General features: G+C 70.2%; 3 protein-coding genes and 1 pseudogene. 3 read left to right on the forward strand and 1 reads right to left on the reverse strand.

Features of this window, described 5'->3' with window-relative positions; all coding sequences use genetic code 11:
* Positions 1–383: pseudogene (locus tag FV228_RS23110) on the reverse strand (hypothetical protein); the annotation flags it as partial.
* A gap of 433 nt (positions 384–816) precedes the next feature.
* Here FV228_RS23110 and FV228_RS23115 point away from each other — a divergent pair.
* From FV228_RS23115 to tenA, 3 genes are read left to right on the forward strand one after another with little or no spacing between them, the layout of a single operon-like run.
* Complete coding sequence (locus tag FV228_RS23115; RefSeq protein WP_246694002.1) at positions 817–2,268, forward strand: ATP-binding protein; 1,452 nt, start codon at positions 817–819, stop codon at positions 2,266–2,268.
* Entirely contained in the window at positions 2,265–2,939 is a 675-nt protein-coding gene (locus FV228_RS23120; RefSeq protein WP_007561188.1) for a response regulator transcription factor, read from the forward strand. Before FV228_RS23115 ends, FV228_RS23120 begins: the two co-directional genes overlap by 4 nt.
* Positions 2,940–2,970: 31 nt before the next feature.
* Positions 2,971–3,657, forward strand: coding sequence for a thiaminase II (gene tenA, locus FV228_RS23125; RefSeq protein ID WP_246694003.1), 687 nt, complete (start codon positions 2,971–2,973; stop codon positions 3,655–3,657).
* Positions 3,658–3,722 lie beyond the last annotated feature (65 nt).

Here is a 3,722-nt window from a genome sequence, read left to right on the forward strand (position 1 = left end):
CTTCTGGCCGGCGCGGACATGGGCGGGCTCGCGACGGCCGGCGCTGGCGCCAAGGCCTCCGGCAGGACGGCCATGCGCAGGGCCGGCTTCTCAGGCTCAGCCGGCTTCGGCGTGACGGGAACGGCCGGAGCGATTCCGGCGACGGCCGGAAGACCGTCCTTCAATTCGGGCCAGTCAGCGGCCCGGCTCGACGGTCCCAGCTTGACGGGTGTCGGGGCTGCGAGCCCTGCCATCAGGGTCGAGGCGGCGACTCCGAAGCCCGCGAGCGCGCTGACACCGACCAGCCCGGCCAGGACCAGTCGCAGGCTGGGCTTGCGTCCGGGACGGAGATCCGGCGACCGATGCGGCCGGGTGTCGGACGGGTCCAGGGCGAGGTCCATCATGGTCCGGGGTCTCTGACACGGTGCACGACGCGCGCGACCGGGCCCCCCACGACCGGCCGCCGTTCTCCATCGTTGCGGAGATGGATCGACTCTGCCGTCGATAGAGAAACCGCAATACGGCGCAAAGATGTCGCGTCGTATCGGGTGCCCGGCCCATCTGAGCTCGGCTATCCACAAGATAAGCTGAAGCCGCTTAAGAATCCGTAGTCGGTTCGATTGCCGCGGTACGGCTTCGACAGCGCCGGGGCGCCGCCTTTCCCCGGGCCAGGGCCGTCATCGTCCGAAGCGACTCGCGGGACCCGGCGGCAGAGGCTTCGCCCACAGGCCAGCGCGAGCACAATTCCCGAAGGCGGCCACTGGCTTACGGGGAAAAGACGATGTGAATCAAAAAGCTAGCGCATCGAGCCGGTTCCGGTCGCCGGGACGATGCGCTATGCGTCTCGGCGTGGATACGACACCGACTCAGCTTCCCATCTCGGCTGCACCGCCCGACAGGCACCGCGCCGGCTTCTGGTCGTGGACCGATTGGTCGACCCGGGCCCGGCTCGTCGCGGTCGTGTTGTTCATCGACGCGCTGGCGGCTCTGATCTCCTGCGGGGTGATCGTGCTCAACGCGCGCAACGCGGTGCGGGTCGAGACCCGCGCCTCGCTGGCCACCGTCGAGTCCCTGGTCGCCGACACGATCCGCCTGTCCGACACCGCCTCGCCGGACACGCTGCTCCAGACCTTGGACCTCCGCTTCAAGGTCCTGCGGCACGTCCGCGTCGCGGTCCTGGAAGCGGACGGCGACCAGGTCGGCAAACCGATGCCGCCGCACCGGGCCGAGCGCGAGGCGCCCCATTGGTTCGCCGACCTGATCATGCCGCCGATCGAGCGCCACACCCTGCCGATCGTGGTCAACGGGCAGACCCTCGGAACCGCGCAGATCACCACCCAGCCGATGGACGAGATCGACGAGATCTGGGGTTATGCCCGGGCGCTCTCGATGACCACGCTGGCGATCAACGCCGCGATGCTGATCGCGCTCTATCTGGCCCTCGGGCGCATCCTGGCACCCCTGCAGCGGCTGGGCGCCGGCCTGACCCAGCTGGAGCACCATGATTACACCGCGCGCCTGGAGCCCCCCGGCGCCCGGGAGCTGGCGGTGATCGCCGAGCGGTTCAACAAGGTCGCCGCCGCGTTGAGCGAGGTCCGCGCCGCCAACGGTCGCCTCAACCGGCAATTGCTCACCGCGCAGGACGACGAGCGCCGCCGCACCGCGCTCGAACTGCACGACGAGTTCGGCCCCTGCCTGTTCGCCCTGGAGGCCAACGCCGCGTCGATCGCCCGGATCGCCTCGGGCGCGGCCGAGCCCAATCGTGAAAAGCTCGCCACCCGGGCGGCCGAGATCAGCGCCATCGTCGGGCAGGTCCAGACCGTCAACCGGGAACTCCTGAACCGTCTGCGCCCGCACGGGCTTGGGCAGGCGCCGCTCGCCACCTGCCTCGATCTGATGCTGCGCGGCTTCGGTCAGCGCCATCCCGGCACCGCCTTCGTCGGCCGGTTCGACGGCTTGGCCCGCGGCTATGGCGACCTCGTGGACCTCACGGTGTTCCGCTGTGTGCAGGAGAGCGCGACCAACGCCGTGCGGCACGGCGCCGCCACCCGGGTCGAGGCCGAGGCCGTGGAAGCGGACGGCCTATTGCGCGTCACGATCCGCGACGACGGGACCGGAATCCCGCTCGAACACCGCACCGGGCTCGGTCTGTCGGGGATGCGCGAGCGAGTCGAGGCGCTGGATGGTACCTTCGCCCTTGACAATGCCGGCCCCGGAGCAATCGTCAAGATCACGATCCCCGTTCCGCCGGAGCGGGTCGACGAGAACAACAACGCGCCGAGCGCATGAACGCCATCGCCTCCCAGATCGACGCCGCCGCCACACGCTTACCGGTCCTCGTGATCGACGATCATCCGATCGTCCTCCAGGGCTGTCGCCGGGTCCTCGAGGATTCCGGGGTCGAGACCATCGCGGAGGCGACCACGGTGGTCGGCGGCTACCGGATCTTCCACCGGCTGCGTCCGCCGGTGGTGATCTGCGACCTCACCTTCCAGGGCAGCGGCATGGCCGGGCTCGGCCTGATCCGTCGCATCCGCGCGGTCGCCCCGGAGACGCGCATCCTGGTGTTCAGCATGCACAACGATCCGGTAATCGTGGCGCGGGCGCTTGAGGCCGGTGCGCTGGGCTACGTGCTGAAGGACCACGCCTCGGCGGAGCTGTTCGAGGCGTTCGGCAAGGTCAGGGTCGGCGAGGTCTACCTCGACCGCCGGCTCGCCACCGAGGTCGCGATGCTGCGCGCCGACGCCCGCCGGACTCCCGAATCCCAGCTCACCCCCCGTGAGCAGCAGATCCTGGCGCGGCTGGCCCAGGGTCGCTCCTACGGTGCCATCGCGGCCGACCTGTCGGTGAGCTACAAGACCGTCACCAACGCCTGCTCGCAGATGCGCCAGAAGCTCGGCGTCCGGACGCTGGCCGAACTGATCCACGTGGCCGTCACGCACGCCCAGCGACAGGGCTGACGCCCTCACAGAAACCGGGCAGGAGCTGCCTTTGACCGACGGTGACACCGGCTCGAACGCGTTCTCCCGCGACGCGTGGGCGCGCAACGCGGTGGCCTACGAGACGATCCGGTCGATGCCGTTCAACGCCGAGCTCGCCGCCGGCACGCTGCGGCAGGATCGCTTCCGCCACTACATCGTGCAGGACGCGCATTACTTGATCGGCTTCGGCCGTGCGCTGAGCCTCGCCGCCGCGAAGGCGCCGGACCCGGACGGGATCGTGCAATTCTCGCGCGCCGCGCAGGACGCCATCGTGGTCGAGCGTGCGCTCCATGGCGGGTTCTTCCGGGATTACGCGATCGGCCCGGAGACCTTCGCGGCGACCGCGCTGACGCCGGCCTGCCACCACTACGTCTCCTACCTCCTCGCCGCGGCCTATGCCGAGCAGTTCGAGGTGCTCTGCGCGGCCCTGTTGCCGTGCTTCTGGATCTACAAGGCGGTGGGCGACGACATCTTCGCCCGCGCCGCCGCCGACAACCCGTACCGGGCCTGGATCGGCACCTACGCGGGCGAGGAGTTCGCCACGGCCGTGGCCGGGATGATCGCCGCCACCGACCGGGCCGCGGAGCAGGCGTCCCCGGTGGTACGCGCGCGGATGCACGAGGCCTTTACGCAGGCCACCCGACTGGAATGGCTGTTCTGGGACAGCGCCTATCGGGACGCGGCGTGGCCGCTGTGACGATCCCGAACCGGGCGTGACGCCGCCGCCGGACCTCAGCCGCCGGGCAATCCTGGCGGCGACGG

The sequence above is a fragment of the Methylobacterium sp. WL18 genome, from assembly GCF_008040015.1.
GTDB lineage: Bacteria > Pseudomonadota > Alphaproteobacteria > Rhizobiales > Beijerinckiaceae > Methylobacterium > Methylobacterium mesophilicum.

Coding starts and splice junctions, on each gene's coding strand:
- FV228_RS23120 (WP_007561188.1), top strand. CDS start 2,265: ATGAACGCCATCGCCTCCCAGATCGACGCCGCCGCCACACGCTTACCG.
- FV228_RS23115 (WP_246694002.1), top strand. CDS start 817: ATGCGTCTCGGCGTGGATACGACACCGACTCAGCTTCCCATCTCGGCT.